At 59.0% G+C, this 17,722-nt stretch carries 11 protein-coding genes; 8 read left to right on the top strand and 3 right to left on the bottom strand.

Going from position 1 to position 17,722, the window contains the following annotated elements:
* Position 1: 1 nt before the first annotated feature.
* Genes LRR79_RS05585 through LRR79_RS05595 form a run of 3 tightly spaced genes read left to right on the top strand, consistent with a single transcriptional unit; the run spans position 2 to position 3,275 of the window.
* On the top strand, positions 2-1,378 hold the full coding sequence (locus LRR79_RS05585; protein WP_231759416.1) for a hypothetical protein: 1,377 nt from the start codon (positions 2-4) through the stop codon (positions 1,376-1,378).
* Positions 1,378-2,130, top strand: coding sequence for an OmpA/MotB family protein (locus LRR79_RS05590; RefSeq protein ID WP_231759417.1), 753 nt, complete (start codon positions 1,378-1,380; stop codon positions 2,128-2,130). Before LRR79_RS05585 ends, LRR79_RS05590 begins: the two co-directional genes overlap by 1 nt.
* A complete protein-coding gene (locus LRR79_RS05595) occupies positions 2,130-3,275 on the top strand; it encodes a hypothetical protein (protein ID WP_231759418.1) in 1,146 nt (381 codons plus the stop codon). The genes LRR79_RS05590 and LRR79_RS05595 overlap by 1 nt, the downstream gene beginning before the upstream one ends.
* A gap of 75 nt (positions 3,276-3,350) precedes the next feature.
* Here the strand turns inward: LRR79_RS05595 and LRR79_RS05600 are convergent, their stop codons facing one another.
* From LRR79_RS05600 to malT, 3 genes are all read right to left on the bottom strand, one after another.
* Positions 3,351-3,980, bottom strand: coding sequence for a L,D-transpeptidase family protein (locus LRR79_RS05600; protein ID WP_231759419.1), 630 nt, complete (start codon positions 3,978-3,980; stop codon positions 3,351-3,353).
* A gap of 544 nt (positions 3,981-4,524) precedes the next feature.
* The gene (locus LRR79_RS05605) at positions 4,525-6,180 is read right to left on the bottom strand and encodes an alpha-amylase family glycosyl hydrolase (RefSeq protein WP_231759420.1); all 1,656 of its coding nucleotides are present in this window, start codon (positions 6,178-6,180) and stop codon (positions 4,525-4,527) included.
* A 122-nt stretch (positions 6,181-6,302) separates the two neighbouring features.
* Complete coding sequence (malT, locus tag LRR79_RS05610) at positions 6,303-9,029, bottom strand: HTH-type transcriptional regulator MalT (protein WP_231759421.1); 2,727 nt, start codon at positions 9,027-9,029, stop codon at positions 6,303-6,305.
* A 386-nt stretch (positions 9,030-9,415) separates the two neighbouring features.
* Here malT and LRR79_RS05615 point away from each other — a divergent pair, with 386 nt between their 5' ends.
* The 5 genes from LRR79_RS05615 to LRR79_RS05635 all read left to right on the top strand — a co-directional run bounded on the left by LRR79_RS05615 (position 9,416) and on the right by LRR79_RS05635 (position 17,468).
* Entirely contained in the window at positions 9,416-10,624 is a 1,209-nt protein-coding gene (locus tag LRR79_RS05615) for a lytic polysaccharide monooxygenase (RefSeq protein ID WP_231759422.1), read from the top strand.
* Positions 10,625-10,977: 353 nt separating this feature from the next.
* Positions 10,978-14,007, top strand: a complete 3,030-nt coding sequence (locus tag LRR79_RS05620) for a TonB-dependent receptor (protein WP_231759423.1) — start codon at positions 10,978-10,980, stop codon at positions 14,005-14,007.
* A gap of 134 nt (positions 14,008-14,141) precedes the next feature.
* Positions 14,142-14,855, top strand: a complete 714-nt coding sequence (locus LRR79_RS05625; RefSeq protein ID WP_231759424.1) for a SapC family protein — start codon at positions 14,142-14,144, stop codon at positions 14,853-14,855.
* 54 nt (positions 14,856-14,909) lie between these two features.
* The gene (locus LRR79_RS05630) at positions 14,910-15,935 is read left to right on the top strand and encodes a cupin-like domain-containing protein (protein ID WP_231759425.1); all 1,026 of its coding nucleotides are present in this window, start codon (positions 14,910-14,912) and stop codon (positions 15,933-15,935) included.
* A gap of 21 nt (positions 15,936-15,956) precedes the next feature.
* A complete protein-coding gene (locus tag LRR79_RS05635; protein WP_231759426.1) occupies positions 15,957-17,468 on the top strand; it encodes a tryptophan halogenase family protein in 1,512 nt (503 codons plus the stop codon).
* Positions 17,469-17,722 lie beyond the last annotated feature (254 nt).

Here is a 17,722-nt window from a genome sequence, read left to right on the forward strand (position 1 = left end):
CATGTCTGAATTTTTGCGCTCTGTATTTGTCGCCCTGAGCCCGGATGCGGTAACCGAGGGTTTCCTTTCCGTGATGCTGGTGCTGTTTGCGCTGGCGCTGGTGTGCCGTTTTCTGCGCCGCGCGGTGGAGTTTGTCGAGCAGGCGCCGGGTCTGCTGACCTCCCTCGGTATCCTCGGCACCTTTACCGGGGTCATCATCGGCCTGTTCGAGTTCAGCCTGGCGGATATCGACCAGAGTATCGCCAACCTGCTGGATGGTCTGAAAACTGCCTTTATCACCAGTGTGTGTGGCATCGGGCTGTCGATCGTATTGCGTGCGCTGACGCGCTTTATCCCTATGCCCGGTGACAACGCACCACAGACAGAGCTGGCGGATATCCAGCAGGCGTTGCAGCAGCTGCAGGGAGCCCTGGTGGAAGGTCAGGAGCGCCAGCTCAAGCAGAGTGAAGCCCAACTGGCCCATTTTTCCGAGCAGGTGTCCCAGGCGCTGGTGGCACAGATGGAGCAGGTGGTCACCCGTTTTAATGACCGCGTGGAAAATCAGTTCGGCGAGAACATGACCCGCTTTGGGGACAACTTCGCTGAGTTTGACCGCATGGTGGAAACCCTGACCCGCGAATACAAGGCCCATGAAGAGCGGGTGGAATACTGGTCGGAACACTGCGATACCGCGGTGATGGGGCTGGTACAGGTGGCGCGGGACCTGCAGCAGATTCACCAGCAGCTGGCAGATGTACCGCAGTTCTTCGAGGGTATGCAGGGCGTCAATACCCAGGCCCGGGAACAGATGCAGGCGCTGAATGAACAACTGGAGCGCTACCGCGGGGTGAGTGCACAGATGCAGGACGTATTGCCACACCTGGGTGAGCGTATCGATCAGTTTGTTCAGGGTATCGATGTGGTGCAGCAGGTGATGACCAGCGATATGAAGCAGTCGCTGGTCAGTATCGCCAAACAGAGCGAGCTGCTGGGTGCGCAGATCGAGGCGGTGTCCGGCGCCTTCGAAAAGATGTCCAGTCTGGATGCGGATTTTATTCAGGGCCTGGTACAGGAATCCATCACCACCCATCGCAACGGTATGCAGGAACTGGCCCTGCAACAGGCGCGTACTCACAAGGAAATGGTGGATGCCCTCACGCACGTTATTCGCAAGAGCATGGGCGATGCGGAAAACTCCATTGGCAAGCAGTACCAGCTGGTGGAGCGCAAAATGGAAGAGGAGGTCGAAGGGGTTATCGCGGCCATGGGACAGGCGCTGGCAACCATCAGTGGCCAGTTTACCCGAGACTATCGTCAGCTGGTGGCACAAATGCAGCGCCTCACCGCCGCAGGTCACGCCGCTCAGTCCAACGAGCGTGCCCGTGAGGAAATTGCCTGATGCGTTCGCGGTCCGGGTTTTCCCGCTCCGGCAAGCTGGCAGCGGGCTGGCGCGGCCCTGCCGGCGGCGCGCGCAACGACAGCGATGCCTCCTGGATCAGTGTTTCCGACCTGATGGCGGGTCTGATGATGGTGTTCCTGTGTATCGCCGTGGCGATGATGCGATCCGTGATGATCGAGCGGGAAAAGATCCGCACGATTGCCATGTCCTACAAGGAAAATCAGCTGGCAATCTACGAATCCCTGCAGCGTGAGTTCGCGCCAGACCTGACGCGCTGGGGGGCGACCATTGATCGGGATACGCTGACGGTCGCGTTCAATAACTCCGATGCCATGTTCGATACCGGAGAGGCGGCGCTCAGTGACAGTTACCAGGTGGTATTCGAGGAGTTCTTTCCCCGCTATATGAACGTGCTGGCGCCGTTCAAGGGATCGGTGGAGGCGGTGCGTATCGAGGGGCACACCAGTACCGGCTGGGGCCAGACCAGCGACCGCAATGACAGTTACTTCAATAACCTGCGCCTGTCTCAGGATCGCGCGCGCTCGGTGCTGCGCTATGTCTATACCCTGGATGAAGTGACCACTCACCACGCCTGGATGATGCAGAATGTGGCGGCAGTCGGATATTCTTCTTCGCGGCCGATTTACAATGCCGACGGCAGTGAGAATATCGAACAATCCAAGCGAGTGGCTTTCCGCGTGATCACCAATTCAGAAACCAAGATCCACAGTATCCTCGAGGAGTCCTTCTGATGGGCCGCTGGAGCCGTCATCTGGAAGCGCTCACCCAGGCTATCTCTGGCATGGGGGCTTCCTCTGCTGACCAGAGTGAAGATGACACGGCGGTGCAGGACTTGCCGGAGGACGAGGCCGGCGCTGCCGATGAAGACACCCCCGCAGGCGAGGCGTTGGCCGAAGCGTCCGAGGATGCGGCGCAGATCAGTTCCCTTGAGCAGGCCCTGATCCAGGGGATGGAAGTGACTCTGGGCGATCTCGACCAGACCGAGCACGGCTGGATGTATCGCGGCCACCCGGTGATGATGTTTGCCGTGGATGTGGCGGCGGTGGAAGATCAGCAGGTGCGCCGGGAATTTTTCCATCGGGTACACCTGGCCAGTTGCTGCGGCGCACTGGAAGACCCTGCTCAGGTTGTCTGGATCGGCACCGCGCGGGAGGCACTGGCGGCACCGGGACTGGAGAAGGCACCGCACGCCTGTGAATACTGTCTCGCCAAGGTCAATCACCGCGGCTACCGCAGCCTGGGGCCACGGGATCGCAGTCGCGTGGCGGCAGGTTTCAGTTTTCACTGGCATGTGAACCAGTATGCGCAGGAGTTTTTCCCCGGGGAGAGTCCCCACTTCTGGGCACCGGGCAAGTTGCCACAGCAGTTGGATATGATCGACTCCGGTGAGGCGGATCAGGGAACCTGTGGCGTATGCGAATGGCCGGTGCCCGCCGATCACGGCTGGTTTATCCCGGTCGAGCGCGGCGCTGCGTTGGGGCTCGCCATCGACAGCTGTATTCTCTGTGCGCAGCAGCAGGCCATGGGGGTACTGACTCTGCCGGAAGAGCAGGCGCTGGCGGCGAGCCAGGCGCGCTGCGAGGCACTGCGCAAAGGGACCGCGGTTGCCGAGGCCGACAGCGGGGAAGAGACTGAGCGGGACTGGACCCGGGTGCGACGCCAGCTACCCCTGTCGTGGCACCCGCTGTGTGAACAGCTGGAGCGCAAACTGTCGGCGCCGGTGCTTTTTCACCGTTTCACCGGCTACGAAGGCGTCGCGGTACTGGCGTGGCCTGAGCACCGACGGGGAATTGTCGCCACAGACGAAGAGCGCAATCGGTTGCCGGAAGGGTGGGACTTCTGGACCATGCGCAGCGTCTTGGGCAGTCTCGGCTGACCGGAACCGGCAACACAAAAAAGGGCAGCGTTCGCTGCCCTTTTTCGTTGGTGCGTCTGGACGCTCAGCGGCGGATTATTGACGAACCGTGACCTTGGTGCCCATCGGGGCATTCTCGTAGAAGATCTTCGCCATGTGCCAGGGCAGGCGGATACAGCCGTGGGATTCCGGACGGCCGGTGACCTTGCCCGCGTGCATACCGACCGCACCATTGATCCGCATAAAGAAGTCCATGGACGCGCCGCGGAACACCGTGCCCGCAGGCCGCTTGTCGCGGCGCACATCCACACTCGCTTTTCGTACATAGCCCGCGCGGTCGACATAGTGGCCAAACAGGTTCGAGCGGTGATCGATATCTTTTTCCGAAACGCGGAAGCTGCCGGTGGGTGTGCGGTAACCGGCGATACCGGTTGCCACCGGAGAGATGCCGGCAAGCTGGCTGCCCTTATAGAAGTAGGCGCGCTGCTCGCTGATATCGATAATGATATGAGGCGCTCCACCGATCACATCCCGGCGCCACCAGGCGCTGCCATCGGTCATGGATCTGTGCTGCTGGTACGGGTAGGGGTAGTCACCGGCCTGCGCAACCGGAGCAAAAATTGCCGAAGCGGCCAGCACCAGGCTGGTACCGAGGGCGATTTTTTTGAACAGGTTTTTGGCCGAGTTTTTAACGGAGATGTTCAGTGAAGTGGAAGAGCCTTGCATGCGTACCTCATCTGCTCGTGCGAGCAATTTGCAGGTCGGCGTCTTGGTGGCTACCGGTAGCGTTGCGGGTTTTCACTCGCCCCCTTTTTTCGGCGCGAACGAAGCCCTGCACCAGCGTGCACTAACTTGACCTGTGAATTTCCCCAAAGCGGCGAGCCGGTGTGTCCCGGATTGGCCGCGGGATGAGCCTGCCGAGTTGAACTGCTGGAGTGCAGTCCTGTGGGCAAGTGAGAGGCATGGTAGGGTCGGGGGTTGGCGCTTATTACATTTAAATGGAATGACGGCGGGAGCTGATAGATACATTCTGCTCCGCTTATGGCACGCAAAAAAAGCCGGCTGGTGAGCCGGCTTCAAACCAATCCAGAAAGTCTGGAAAGCGTGCTTTGACGAGAGAGCAACTAATTGACGATCTTATTGAGAGGTACCTTTTTGAGTGCCGGCGTTGCCGGCGGTTCGATACAGGTGCGCAAGGGCGCGCCAGTTTCTCAATACAGTCCGAATTTTGTGATGTTTTTTCCTGTTTAGTGGCGTTCGCGGCTGCGGGTTATTTGCGGAAAAAGACCCGCGCGCCAGCGACCGGTAGCTGCACGGTATCGCCGTCGACAGAGCCGGCGAACCACTTGGGCGTAATGTCCTCGCTGCCGGCAAACTCCGTCGGCAGGGTAAACTCGGCGGCCTCGTGGCCCAGGTTCAGTACCACGAAGTAGCCTTCGCTTTCTCCGGCACGGCGCTCAAAGACCAGCAGGTCATCGCCGCTGTCCAGAATCTTCTGGCTGGCGGTGGCCAGTGTCGGTGGCAGCTCCGCATGCCACTTCAACAGATCGCGGAAGCGGTTCAGCATGGCGTACTGGTCGTCTTCCTGAACCGAAGCGGCCAGGTGGTAGTGTTCTTCCGCAACCGGCAGCCATGGCTTCACTTTGGAAAAGCCCGCATTGATCTCGCCGCCATTGAACCAGGGCATTGGGGTGCGACAACCGTCGCGGCCCTTGAACTCCGGCCACAGGTTGATGCCGTAGGGGTCCTGGAGATCCTCGAAAGCCACTTCTGCTTCCGGCAGGCCCAGCTCTTCCCCCTGGTACATGCACACGCTGCCGCGCAGCATCAATTGCATCAGGAAAAACAGCGGCGCGCGGGCGCGGGCGGCTTCCGGGTCGAAGCCTTTGTTCCAGCGGGTGAAAGAGCGCGGCACATCGTGGTTGGAGATGGACCAGCAGGGCCAGCCTTCCTCGATCACCTGGCGGTTTTTCTCCAGGGTGTCGCGCAGGAACTGCGCGCTGCAGTCTTCCGACAGCAGGTCGAAAGAGTAGGCCATGTGCAGGCGGTTTTCCGTGGTGTACTCGGCCATGATCTTGTGGGTGTTGTCGTCGCCCACTTCGCCCACGGTGGTGGTTCCCGGGTACTGGTCCATCAGTTCCCGCACCCGCTGCAGAAACACCAGGTTCTCTGGCTGGGATTTGTCGTGAATGTGCCACTGGTACTCGTAACTGTTCACCGGCGGCAGGCCGTTCTTGTCCAGTTTGACCGGGCGCGGCGGATTGTTTTCCAGCGAGCGGTTGTGGAACGCGTGGTTGATGGCATCCAGACGGAAACCATCGACTCCACGGTCGAGCCAGAACTTCAGGTCCGCCAGCAGTTGCTCCTGAACTTCCGGGGTGTGCAGGTTCAGGTCCGGCTGCTCTTTCAGGAAGTTGGTCAGGTAATACTGGCGGCGGCGGGTGCACCAGCGCCAGGCGCTGCCGCCGAAGTTGGACATCCAGTTGTTCGGCGCGCTGCCATCTTCCTTGGCATCCGCCCACACGTACCAGTCTGCCTTGGCGTTGTCGCGGCTCGCGCGACTTTCCTCGAACCAGGGGTGCTGGTCGGAGGTGTGGCTCAGGATCTGGTCGATGATGACCTTGAGGCCCAGTTCATGGGAACGCTCGATGACCCGGTCGAAATCGTCAAGATTGCCGAAAATCGGGTCCACATCGCGATAATCGGCTACGTCGTAGCCGAAGTCCGCCATTGGCGACTTGAAAAAGGGAGAGATCCAGATGGCGTCTACGCCGAGTGATTTCACATAGTCCAGCTTCTGGCAGATACCCTGAAGGTCGCCGATGCCGTCGCCGTTTGCGTCGCAGAAGCTGCGGGGGTAGATCTGGTAGATAACGCTGTTGCGCCACCATTCCCCATTTGGATTTCCGTTGTGAATACCGCTCATACCGAGAGTCCGTTTTTGAAAGCTTTTTATGGATAGCTATTAGCTTAGGGTCAGTATGGCGGCGCTGGTGCCCACTTACCTCCTCCCCGAACGGGGGGGGAGGGTGTACAGGGGCTGGCCTGTCAGGGCTTATCCTGCACCGAGCGCAACAGTTGCTCGGCCAGGGCGATGGCCTGCTGACGGTCTTTCACATCGAGTTTCTGATACAGGCTGCGGATATGGGTCTTGATGGTGCTGGGGGCCACCTTGAAGTGCCGCGCGATACGCTCGTTGGAGAGGCCGGAGTGAATGGCGTTCAGTACCTGCCACTCCCGCGGGGTCAGCGGAGAGTGACGCAGGAAGTCCGGCACGGCGTCGCTGGCGAGGATCTCGCGCACGATGGTTTCGTCCAGTTCGATTCGGATGCCGCCGCCCAGTTCCGGCTGCTGTTGCGCGAGTTTGATCAGCTGCTGCGCCTTTTCCACCTGGGCCTCGTTAAGGGCGTGCTGCCCGGTCTCTTCCAGGGCGGCCTTGAGTAGTACGATCATGGGCTTGCCGACCTGCAGGAAGCTGGCGGTCAGGTCACTTTCGGTCATGATGGTGAGGGCGGCATTGAGATGGCCCAATGCGGTTTCCCGGCGGTCGCGCAGCCAGGCGAGACGGGCGGCGAGTACGCAGTTGCGCAACTGGTCGGTGATCAGGCCGCACTCCTCTGCCACCTGTTGCAGGCGTCCCAGCAGCCGGTTGGCATCGGACCAGCGGTGCAGGGAAATCAGCGCGCGCACATGGTTGCGCCCGTAACACTGCTCAAAGTGGTTGCTGGGGCGATCCGCCACCGGCTCCGCCTGTTCCTGCCAGGTGGCGATGGCCTCGGTATTCTCCAGTGCCTGCCACACGCGCATGCGCGCGGCGTCCGCATTGGCTACCCAGTCCCGGTGGTACTGTTCGCCGCTCAGCAGGTGTTCCACCCGCTCCATCCACTCCAGGCACTCGTCCTTGTCGCCGCGGGCCAGGGCGACCTTCAACAGCAGTGTGTATTCCGGCAGCAACCAGCGCTCACCCACTTTGCGGTTGATCTGCATACCGCGGCGGGCGGAATCTGCGGCACCGTCCAGGTCGCCGGCCTCCCACTGCAACTGGCCCTTGAGGCGGTAGATAAACTCGGAAATCGGCAGGCCCACCAGGTGGTGTTCTTCGACCAGGCGCTGGGCGCGCGCCTGCAGGGCGGCGGCTTTTTTCAGCAGGCCGTTGGCAAAGGCGATTTCGGTCTGCTGGCACAGGGCCCAGGCCGCATTGGGAATATCCTGCCGCGCGAGGGTGGCTTTCTCCACCGCTTCCATATGGTGCATGGCCTGATCCAGCTCACCCAGGCAGAAGCTGGTTTCGCCGATCACCAGCTGCGCGGATATGCGCTCGTTCAGCTGATCTGCGGGGAGAAGCTCGAGGGCTTCCTGGGCGTATTCCTTGGCTTTGAGAATCTGCCCGCGGGACACGGAAACCTGCGCGCGCATCGCGGCGAAGGCACCTTCGAATGCCTGCCACTGCTTCGGGTCTTCCCGCTGCAGCCAGCTCTCCGCCGCTGCCAGCAGTTTGTTGCAGCGCTCGTAGTCAAAGCTGTCGCGGGCGAGCCGCGCCGCCAATAGGGCGAAACCCGCGTGCCGCTTGACCTGATCCTCTCCCAGCCAGTTGAGGCTGTCATTCAGCACCCGGAACTGTCCTTCGCGCAGGAACTGTTCGCCCTGCTCGTCGATCAGCCGGTGCACCCGCTCGCGATCCTCTGCCTTGAGGGCATGGCGCAGGGCTTCCAGAGGCTGGTTGAGCTCCTGCCAGGTGTCGCTGGCGGTCTGGTGGAGCTGGGTGAGTTCGTCGCCGTCGGACAGCTGGCGCTGCAGAAAGCGCGCGAACACCGGGTGGAAGCGGAACCACTGGCGACTGGAATCCTGTGCCTGCAGGAATAGCCCGCGACTGGCAGCGGTTTCCAGTTGTTGCTGACCACCGCTCTGGCCACTCAGACGCTCCGCCAGCAGGCCGTTGACCCGGGTGAGAATGGAGGTGCGCGCCAGTAGCTGGCGCAGCTCCGGCTCCAGTCGCTCCAGCACTTCCTCGGCGAGGTAATCGAGAATATGCCCGTGGCCCTGTTCCAGTTCGCCCAGGTAGCGATCCACTTCTTCCTGGTTGCGCACCGATAGGGCAAACATCTGAATCGCCGGTGGCCAGCCTTCCGACAGCTGGTGCAGCTGGGCGACACGGTCGCTGCCGAGCGCAAATGGCAGGCGGCGGGCAAGGAGCTGGGTGGTCTCGTCGGTGGTCAGTGCCAGGTCTTCCGGCCCCAGCTCCAGCAGTCGCCCCTGCAGGCGCAGGGCGCCAAGCCCCAGCGGTGGCTGGCTGCGGCTGGTGATCACCACGCCGATACCGGCGGGAGCGTGGCGCAGCAGAAAGCGGGTGGCATCGTGTACCGCGGTGTTGTCTATCTGGTGGTAGTCGTCGAGGACGATACGCAGCTCACTGGGGAGCTGGCGCAGCTCCGACAGCATCTGGCTGATCACCAGCGAGGGATCCAGATTGTGTTGCGCGGCGAGAATCTTGCTGGTCTCCGGCACCCCATTGCCGGTGGCGCGGTGCACGCTTTCCACCAGATATCGGCAGAACTGGCCGGGTTCATTGTCCCCGCCATCCAGTGAATACCAGGCCACCGGGTTGTCCTGCTCCGCGGCCCAGGAAGTGACCAGGGTGGTTTTACCGTATCCGGCGGGGGCGGTGACCAGTAACAGCTGGTCACTCTGGCTCTGTTCCAGAAGGGACTGTAACCGGGGTCTCTGCAGGGTGTGTTCCGGGCAGTCGGGGAGGCTGTACTTGGAGGCTAGGAGCATGGCAATAACCGATCAGCAGGGCTTGAGCCGGGATTCCTATCGACCAGAAGCACATAAGAACCCCGGAGACGCAATTGTACAGTTTTAGTGTGCCAGTCCCGTAGCTGTTTAGCCTCCTCCTCTCAAGGGGGGGAGGAGAACCCCAAACACGATTCGCCACTCTACTGGCCCCGGGGTTAGGGGGCTCTGAACTCTTGGAGGGCGTGTTTTTACGGTTGCCATGACAAACTGCGCATTATTTGGACTTGCGCCTTTTTTGCCCTTGAAGCTTGATCTTATCCACACTGTGGCATTTTGTCGCAGGGTGCCGGGGGCGCTTGGTTGTCCCTGCCCGTCCCTTCTCTGGTAGCAAATCAACACAACGCTGACTCAAGAGGATACGGAAAATGAAAATTCGCAGTTCGAAACCACAGAGGTGGCTAAAGTGGGCAGGTGCATTGAGTGCCTCACTATTTGCCAGCGCGGCATTCAGCCACGGGCTGATGGTTGAGCCCCCGTCGCGAAACGCCCACTGTGGCCTGAATGAAAAACCGGATCAGGCCACCACACCGGCCTGTGTGGAGGCCGCACAGTTGGACTCCAACGGTATGTACCAGTTCATGAGCGTACTGACCCATACCATTGGTCGTTCCGGTGGCGACTCCACCAATGTGTGTGGCTATGACAGCGAAACCTGGAACGGTGGGCCCTCACCGTGGGATCACCAGCTGGATTGGCCGACCAGTTCAATGAGTGCCGGCCCCCAGACCTTCTCCTGGAATATCAGCTGGGGTCCACACTGGGACGACACCGAAGAGTTCAAGTACTGGATTACCCGTGAAGATTTTGTCTATCAGGTCGGCAGCACGCTCACCTGGGATGCATTCGAAGACGAGCCTTTCTGTGTACTGAATTACGACGATACAGATCCCGATGGCAACCCGGCAGTGGTGGCCGAAAAAGCCAGCAACCTGTTCCACACCACCTGTGAGGTACCCGAGCGGGAAGGGCGCCATATCATTTACGGTGAGTGGGGGCGGAACTACTTCACCTACGAGCGTTTCCACGGTTGTGTCGATGTCGCGTTTGACGGCAGTGGCTCCGGCGGTGGTTCTTCTTCTTCCAGTAGTGGGGGCTCGTCATCTTCCAGCAGCTCTTCTTCCAGCAGCTCATCTTCCGGTGGCACGTCCTCAGGTGGAAGCTCCTCCTCTTCTTCCTCTGGTGGTAGCAGCTCCAGCTCTGGCGGCAGCTCAAGTTCCAGCTCCGGCGGTAGCTCCAGTTCCAGCTCGAGCTCTGGAGGCAACGCGGGCAGTGGCGTTCAGTGCGAATACGTGGTTTCGAATGACTGGGGTAGTGGCTTTACCGCAGAAGTACGCCTGACCAATATCGGCGACCAACCGGTAACCGGCTGGGAAGTGGAGTGGGAGTACGCGGATGATACGGTGCTTACCAATACCTGGAATGCCATCGTCAATGGCATGGGGCCGTTTACCGCCAGTAACCTGAGCTGGAACGAAACCATCGGTGCCGGCCAGACCGTCACTTTCGGCGTGCAGGGTGAAAAATCCGAAGGCGTTGCCGAGGTGCCCGAGATTACTGGTGCCATCTGTAACTGATCCCAATCAGCGCACGGTGTAAACAGGAAAGCCAGCGGGTAACCGCTGGCTTTTTTTGTGGGCGCTGGCTGCTCCAGTTGCAGTTGCGTGCGCCTGGCAGCGGCCGGATGTCAATTTTAAGCGCGGGGAGGGGGGGACTATTAATTCTCGTGAATCGTCCTCTTGAATAGATAGGGCTGCATTTCCCGCACAACTGCGTGGGGAGAAGACGCTCGGGGTGCCCCTATCCTGCCCTTACCCCGCAGCGCGGACGACTGTCGAAAATCAAACAATAACCAAAGATCGTCGCCAGCCTCTTTCTTCAAACGGATCGAGAGAGCCCATGGCGGCACATTGCGAAGAGGGAAACCCAAATGTTCGAACGCAAGAAATTGTCCGGTGCAGTAGTGGCGGCGATTGCCTCCATGGCCTGTGCGCCTCAGCTGTTTGCCCAGGAAAACACCACCCTGGAAGAGGTCACCGTTACCGGTATTCGCGCCTCCATGGAGCGTGCCATGGATATCAAACGCGATTCCGCCGGCGTTGTTGATGCCATTTCCGCCGAAGACATCGGCAAGTTCCCGGATACCAACCTGGCTGAGTCCCTGCAGCGGATTACCGGTGTATCGATTAATCGCGTTAATGGTGAAGGTTCAGAAATTACCGTGCGCGGCTTTGGCCCCAGTTTTAACCTGGTGACCCTGAATGGTCGCCAGATGCCCACCTCCAATGTGTCCATGGTGGGTGGTGATCAATCAGTAGAAGAAAACAGTAATGCCGGTACCGGGCGTTCTTTCGACTTTTCGAACCTGGCGTCCGAAGGTGTTGCAGGGCTGGAAGTGTACAAAACCGGCCGCGCGTCTTCCCCTACCGGTGGGATTGGTGCCACTGTGAACATCAATACTGTTCGCCCATTGGAAAATCCCGGTATTCAGGCATCTCTGGGGGTGAAGGGGATGCACGACACCGGGGTGAACTTTGAGGGTGAGGACATTACCCCGGAAACTTCCGGACTGTTCAGTTGGACTAATGAAGAAGAAACTTTCGGTGTGGCACTGTTTGGCTCTTATCAGGAGCGCAATGGTGGCACCCGCAGTTCCACAGTAAACGATTGGGACATCCGCACCGGTGCTACCATCAACGATGGCTCCAGTGAATTTGTCGGCAACGACACGATTATCAATAATGCCCCGGACGACGATCAGCTGGTGGCTATTCCGAAGGACAGCCGCTACCACGTCTCCACCAACGAACGTCAGCGCACCAACGCCCAGCTCACTATGCAGTTCCGACCGCGGGAAGACCTGACCCTGACCGCGGACGCCATGTATGCAAACAACGAGCAGACCGAGCAGCGCGTGGACCAGGGCAACTGGTTTAATGCCATTCGCAGTGAGATGACCTTTGACGGCAACTCCACCGTGGCGACCCCCATTTATCAATATCAGGACGTGCCGGGCGATGTAAAAGACCTGGGACTCGAGCAGCAATTGCGTTCTACCGAAAACACTCTCGAGTCCTTTGGCTTCAACGCCGATTGGGATGCCACGGATACACTGAGTTTCAGTTTTGACGCTCACACCTCACAGTCCAAGTCGAACCCTAATGGGCCCATGGGCACAAGCTCTATTCGCTTTGGCATTGGCGCCTTTGTAGTAGATGGCCACACCCTGGATGTAAGTAGCGGCTTCCCGGTTTCCGACATTGTTTTCAATGACGATCACTACAACGGTAACGGCCAGCTGGATGCCAATGAACTGGCATCTTCCGTTGTGCGAACCACCACCGCCAGCCAGGAGCACCAGATTGATCAGTTCGCAATTGACGGCAGCTGGGAGCTGGAGAACGGCCGCATCGATTTTGGCCTGAGCAGTATTGCGTCGGATATGACTCAGCAAAATATGCGCACAACTCAAACATTGGGTGGCTGGGGTAACCGCACTCCGGACGTCCCCGCCGATCTGGTGGAAGCCTTCTGCATGACCTGTATGTTTGAAGACTCTAATACCGGCAGTGATGGCCTCACCGTGTACCGCGGAAATGCCGGCGAACTTTACTCTGCAATGGTCGAGCCGTGGACGGCTGACAATATTGACACTCAGTTGTTCAATACGGTTGAGGAAGATATTCAGTCCGCATACTTCCAGCTTACTCTGGATGGCGAGCTGGGCAGTTTCCCAACACAGTTGGTCGTCGGTACCCGCTTTGAGCAGACCGATACCACATCCACCTCGCTAGTGTATGTGCCCTCTGGGATGCATTGGAAGGCGGACAATGACTTCGAACGCAAACTTTCGGATGAAGTACTTCCTGTAAGCCTGGACGGCAAGTACAACAATCTGTTGCCAAGTCTCGATTTCTCCATCGATCTGCGCGAAGACCTCAAAGGACGTGTGTCTTACAGCAAGACCATCGCTCGCCCCGACTATGCGGCATTGTTCTCATCTGTGTCAGCGGAAAAGCCCTCCGGGCCCACTGCTTTAGGGGTGGTACCAGTCGGTTCCCGCGGCAACCCGGAGCTGCAGCCTTTGGAGTCGGATAATTTTGATCTGTCGGTTGAATGGTACTACGGAGACAGCAGTTATGTTTCTGCAGGGTTCTATGAGAAACGTGTGGCTAACTTTATCGGTGACGGTAAGTTCCGTGAGTCGCTGTTTAACCTGCGTGACCCAAGCTCCGGCGCGCCGGGTACTCGCTCCGGCGATGCCCTGGACGCCCTGGAAGACCTGGGAGTAGACGCCAGCGAGGCGCACCTCTTCACCATGACTGCGCTGATCGATAATTTCAGTATTGCCGATGCGAAGTCCATGTTTGAAGCGGAGCTGGTGGATGGCAACCTACCGCAGGGTTATGTGGATCAAATTCTGACCGACTACGATGTGGTCGCGAATGCTGACGATCCGTTCTTCGAATTTGATGTGACCTCCAAGGTCAACAACCGCGAAGCGAAGATCCATGGCTTTGAGCTGGCGGCGCAACACTTTTTCGGGGAAAGCGGATTTGGCCTGCAGGCCAACCTGACCACTGTACGTGGGGACGTTGGCTTCAATAATGGCGCCGACCCGACCGCGACGCAGTTCGCGCTACTCGGTCTCAGTGACAGTGCCAACCTGGCGTTTATCTACGAGAACTTCGGTGTGTCGGCGCGACTGGCCTACAACTGGCGCGATGAATTTTTGTCGCAGGTTAACCGCGGTGCCTCCAACAATCCGGTCTACGTGGACGAATTCGGTCAGCTGGATATGAATATCAGCTACGAGGTCACCGATAACCTGACTGTACTGTTTGAGGGCCTGAACCTGACGGAGGAAAGTCTGACGCACTTCGGTCGCGACAAGAGTAATGTCTGGTTTGCTCAGGAACTTGATGCGCGCTATCTGATCGGTGCGCAGTACAAATTCTGATGGTATCCATGTCGGACCTGTTCGACATTGGTATCAGCAGAAATGACGAGTGTTTAACCGGGGGACCGCTGCATTTGCAGTGGTCCCTTTCTGCGTTGTAAAAAAGACAAAATAAAAACAATAAGGTGAGAGAGATGACCCAATCTGTACTACTGGATAACGTCAAGCATCACGATCTCAGGGTGCGCACCGATTACGCAGCGGAATTCGGAGATGGCGTCAATCAGGTTCTGGTTTTTCCTTCGGAGTACCAGCACCTTCAGCGTGAATACCCAATCCTGTTTTTTCGCGATAACGACAGTGGCGAGTACCAGTCGGTGGCGCTGTTGGGGCTGGACCGCGACGAAAATCTGTACCTGGATAACACGGGTTGGCAGGCGGATTATGTACCGGCGGTACGCGCGCGGGGGCCCTTTCTGATCGGTCTGCAAAGCGGCGGCGAACCGATGATTCACGTGGATATGAGCAGCCCACGGATTAGCCGGCAGCAGGGAGAGCCGGTGTTTTTGCCCCATGGCGGGAACACGCCTTACCTGGAACGGATCAGTGGGATTCTGCAGCTGATTCATCGAGGTGCCTCGGAAAACCGGCACATGTTTGAGGCGTTTGCCGCCTGTGATTTGATCGCGCCGGTGAAGCTCGAGCTCAAACTCAGTGAGAGCGAGCAATACACCATCGAGCACTTCAGCACAATCAATGAGGAGCGCCTCGCCGCATTGAACCCTTCCGAACTGGCGTCATTACACCGCGCCGGTTTTCTGAAGTACGCATTTCTTGTGGTCGCTTCGCTCAATAATATCTCCCGCCTGATAGAGAAGAAAAAGCGGGTAGTGGCGCGCGCAGCATAGCGCGCCGGTACTAACGCAATCTGATTCGGGTTTGGGCCGGGGAGCTAAATAGCGATGTTTGAAAAACGCGTAAACGATATTGAGGGGGCGTCCCTCGATGTACTGCCGCTGGATGCACTGATTGAGGGGGATGCGCCGGTTGTGATCCGCGGTTTCGCCCGGCACTGGCCGCTGGTCGCAGCGGGGCTGGAGTCGCCCCAGGCAGCCATGGATTATCTGCTGCAGTTTTACAATGGTTCACCACTGGTCGCCTACATCGGCCCACCGGAAATCGAAGGGCAATTCGGCTACAACGACTCGCTGACAGGTCTCAACTTTTCCGCACAGCGGATTGTGTTGAACGATTTTCTGCAGCAGGTCGAAAAGACGCTTTCCCAGAAGGAAGCGCCCTCTCTGTATATCGGTTCCACAACCATCGATGCCTGTCTGCCGGGTTTTCGGAAAACCAACGACTTACTTCCGCAGTGTGAAGCGCTTACACACTTTTCTCCGCTTGCGAGCATCTGGGTCGGCAATCGCACCGTAGCGCGTGCGCATTTCGATACCTCGTTGAATATCGCATGTTCTCTGGTGGGAGAACGGCGGTTTATTCTGTTTCCGCCAGAGCAGGTTGCCAATCTTTACCCCGGGCCACTGGAACCGACCCCAGGGGGGCAGGTGGTGAGTATGGTGGATTTCCAGAGCCCCGACTTTGCCCGTCATCCGAATTTTCGTGCAGCAATGGAAAGCGCGCTGGTCGCGGATCTGTCACCGGGAGATGTGCTGTTTTATCCCGCTTTGTGGTGGCATCAGGTGGAGGCAAGGGCCAACTTCAACGTGATGGTGAACTACTGGTGGAACCAGACTCCTGCGTTTATGGATACGCCCATGAACACCCTGCTGCATGGCATGCTCAGCCTGCGGGACAGACCCGAAGCAGAAAAGCAGGCGTGGAGAGCACTGTTCGATTACTACCTGTTTGGTGATGCCGAAGTCCCGCGCGCCCATCTGCCGCAAGCGGCGCAAGGGCCGCTGGCGGCATTGGACAATATGACCGCGCGGCGTCTGCGTGCAAAACTGCTGCAGAAACTCAATCGCTGAACAGCGAAATGGGGAAAACCTATGCAAAACAACCGCATTAAAAAAGTCGTCATCGCCGGAGGTGGCACCGCCGGCTGGCTCACCGCTGCCGCGCTTTCCAGACAGCTGGGTGGGTTGATCGACATTGAGCTGGTGGAGTCCGACGCGATTGGCACCGTGGGGGTGGGGGAGTCCACCATCCCGACCATCTGCTCCTTTCACGCATTACTGGGGATCGACGAAGCGGAGTTTATGCGCGAAACCCAGGCCACCTTCAAACTGGGGATCGAGTTCGAAAACTGGGGGCGAGACGGTGACCGCTATGTGCATGGTTTCGGCCAGCTGGGCAAGGGCAACTGGATGGGAGAGTTTCACCAGTTCTGGTTGCATGCACAAAGCCTGGGGTTTGGCGGCGACATTGGCGATTACTGCCTGGAAACCCAGGCCCTGAACGCCCGTAAGTTCGCCACATCGGAAAAGCCCTCGCTGAATTATGCTTACCACCTCGACGCCACCCGCTATGCCCGGTACCTGCGTCGCCGGTGTGAGGCGCGCGATGGGGCGCGGGGCGTGGTGCGCACCGAGGGTAAGATCCGGCAGGTGGTCACCAACCGTGAAAACGGGTGGATCGATTCCCTGGTGCTGGAAAATGGCGCGGTGGTGCGTGGAGATCTGTTTATTGACTGCACCGGCTTCCGTGCTCTGTTGATGGGGGAAACGCTGGGGTGTGGGTTTGAAGACTGGAATCACTGGCTGCCCACCGACAGCGCTTTTGCGGTGCAGTCGGAACTGGTGGGCGAGGCGCGGCCCAACACCCGGGCCATCGCGCGCAGCGCCGGCTGGCGCTGGCAGATTCCCCTGCAGTCGCGCATGGGCAACGGCATGGTGTTCTGCAGTGACTATCAGTCAGACGATGCGGCGCGCGCCCAGTTCCTGGCGGAGATCGATGGCGCGCCCCTGTTTGATCCGCGCCTGATTCGCTATCGCGCCGGGCGTCGGCACAAGGCCTGGGATAAAAACTGTATCGCCCTCGGCCTCTCCAGTGGTTTTGTGGAGCCCCTCGAGAGCACCAGTATCCATCTGATCATGATCGGCATCACCCGGTTGATGCAGCTGTTCCCCTTCGATGGCATCACCCCTGGTCTGCGCTCCCGATTCAATACGTTGTCCCGGGACGAGCTGGAAAAGGTGCGTGACTTCGTGGTGTTGCATTACAAGGCGACACAGCGGGAAGACAGTGAGTTCTGGCGCTACTGCAAGCATATGCCGGTGCCGGACTCCCTGGCAGAGCGCATGGACCTGTTCCGCGAGAGCGCGCAGGTGCACCGCACCGCAGATGAGCTGTTCCGCTCGGACAGCTGGGTACAGGTGATGCTCGGGCAGCACCTGCAACCGCAGAGCTACCACCCCATGGGCCGTCTGATGAGTGAAGCCCAGCTGCGCCAGGCGCTGCAGCACCTGCAGGGGAATATAAACGCCGCAGTGGCCCGACTGCCGGGCCATCAGCAGTTTATCGACCACTATTGCCGCGCAGCCTCGCCGGAGGGAGCCTAACGGGCGGGCACACCAAGAAAAAAGCCGGCGCAAGGCCGGCTTCAAGCAGAGATACGATGAGAGAGTTCGATCACAACGCGTTCAATCCGTGATCTAGGGGAACTGTACTCTTTGACGGGACTCTGGCGCTGGAGTTCCTCGCGGCGCGCAAAAAACTGAAATTAATTGTGCCTTTTCCCGTCTCCAGTCGAAGATTGGCGCGAAATCCCTCTTTCGTGGCGCATTTCTTCCCATTGCCAGCAACCAGTGTTACT

Origin of the sequence: Microbulbifer elongatus, from assembly GCF_021165935.1 — a bacterium.
Classification (GTDB): Bacteria; Pseudomonadota; Gammaproteobacteria; order Pseudomonadales; family Cellvibrionaceae; genus Microbulbifer; species Microbulbifer elongatus.